Consider the following 2,053-nt stretch of genomic DNA (forward strand, 5'->3'; position numbering starts at 1 on the left):
ACCCCTTTCCGAAGCATAGCCCTATTCATTGAATCTTAGTGATGATTCCAGCCTGATTCACAAACGCATTCTAAGGCTGGAAAAATGCGAAATATGCAGAATTCTCAATGATGTTAAATAAGCGCCCTAGGCCATCTATACAGGGGCTTATGGGCGTTCTGCACATGCAGAAAAAACGCTAGATCAAGTCCGCAGGTGTGGCGGGGGGAGAACTGCGGAGCTTGGGAGCTGTGTTTATGCTCTGCGCTTTGATGTTATCGAGCCGCTGTTTCTTATAGCTTGGTGTCGATTCACGGTATTGAACTTAGAGTGGAAATTCTCGCTTTCACCAAAATAATCAACTCAGTTAAGAGTAGTAATTTGGGCTATCGTGCTGATATAATTAGGGAATGTTTGCGAAGTGGTGAGATTGAGGCATTACTAATGCTGGTTGTTACCGAGAATTCGCAGTAATACCCTGTTAGAAATACTGGAGTAACAATCACCTATGAATGAAGATTTTTTTGAAAACGGTAAACCAGTACATAGGCTGTCGTATTGTGCATTTTTAGATCTTCTAGGTTTTTCAGCTAGAACTAAGGAGAGTTATAAAAATCAAACAGGGAATCAACTGCTTCAAGAGTTTCATGAAATATTTTCAAATCAAATAGCAAAAATGAAAGAGGAGACTGAAGAGTCTCTTTTGTATTTTAAGTCATTTTCCGACAATGTTCTCTTGGCTCATCCTAGATTTAGCGATGATATGGAATCGGAGTTCGGGTTTATTCTTTGGGCTATCCAGGAATATCAATTTGCCATGGCTCTAAAAGGATTTTTTATTCGAGGCGGATTATCTGTTGGCCAACTTTTCGTGGACGATGATAATGTTTATGGTGAGGCGCTAATAGATGCCTATCAATTAGAAAGCAAAGCAGCTATTAATCCAATGGTTGTTCTTTGTGACAATACGATGAAGTTAGTTGACCATCATCTAACCTATTATCAAGGTGAGTGGGCTCCTCAGCTAAATGATGTATTAGTAAATAGTGACGGCCGCTACTTTATTAACTATTTATCTGAATGTGTTGTGGATACAGGAGAGGGCTATGAACTCGACATCGAATCACTAGCCATCCATAGAGATCGAATAATTGAGGCTTTATCTGAATACTCTGATAAGCCTCCTGTATTCAGTAAATTTATATGGCTGTCTAATTATCACAACTATTTTTGCGATTCAGTATCGAGTTTCCAAAATTATTCAGATGATCTTAAAGTTAGTGATAGTTTGTCAAAAGTTGAATTCAAAAAGCTTAATGAGAAGTGAATTTCTAACAAGCACATGCACAGGAAATCAAAAGCGCAGCTTCGCTCTGCTTTTGCCTCCTGTGATGTGAGCGTTACAGTTAGAAACTTATGCACTCAGAAGTTTTAGAAAAGGCAGTTTCGATCATCGTTAGCAATGGATGGGATTTGCCTTCAATTCCAGAAAATGCTGTCGAAGTAAAAGAGTTGTTTCGTAAAAAATATTTACGTCCAGACTTTAAGCACCAAGAAGCTATCAAAAATTATGGTCGGCAACTCACTACCGAAAAAAGGATGGAAACGAAATTGCTTGGATACCATCTAATCGCTTATTCTTATTTTTACCGTTCACAGGAAGCATTAGTTAACAAAGGCACTAAACACCCTGAGTTTCATGAATATATGAGGCATTTAACTCACTCAGATCCGTCATTTTTTCCTAAGCTTGTTTTTGAGCAGTTATCCCGCATATATTCAGCACCGGCTAGACTTAGAATTGGTAAGGGAAAATCATATTGGCGAACAGGAAAATAACAAAGCACTTTGCACTAATTTAAGTAGCCAACAAAACGCAGCGGCGATTGCACTCCTGCCGCTACGCTATTCTTTATTAACGTTACTCTACTTTAATCAACTCATTCGTATCTGGCTGAATTTCTAGTTCTTCCACGCGACCGCTTTCAAACGATAAAGCGTCTTTAATCCAGTCGAGTATGAGCACGGTGGCGATGTTGCTATTGATGCTGTTGCACTTTTCCGCAAAGGTCGG

2 protein-coding genes are annotated in these 2,053 nt (G+C 39.3%); both read left to right on the forward strand.

Annotated elements, in window-relative coordinates:
• Positions 1-487 precede the first annotated feature (487 nt).
• A complete protein-coding gene (locus tag HJG39_RS19095; RefSeq protein WP_268411990.1) occupies positions 488-1,306 on the forward strand; it encodes a hypothetical protein in 819 nt (272 codons plus the stop codon).
• An 89-nt stretch (positions 1,307-1,395) separates the two neighbouring features.
• The gene (locus HJG39_RS19100; RefSeq protein WP_268411992.1) at positions 1,396-1,818 is read left to right on the forward strand and encodes a hypothetical protein; all 423 of its coding nucleotides are present in this window, start codon (positions 1,396-1,398) and stop codon (positions 1,816-1,818) included.
• The last annotated feature ends 235 nt before the right edge of the window (positions 1,819-2,053 follow it).

This window comes from Alteromonas sp. a30 (genome assembly GCF_026788005.1).
GTDB lineage: Bacteria > Pseudomonadota > Gammaproteobacteria > Enterobacterales > Alteromonadaceae > Paraneptunicella.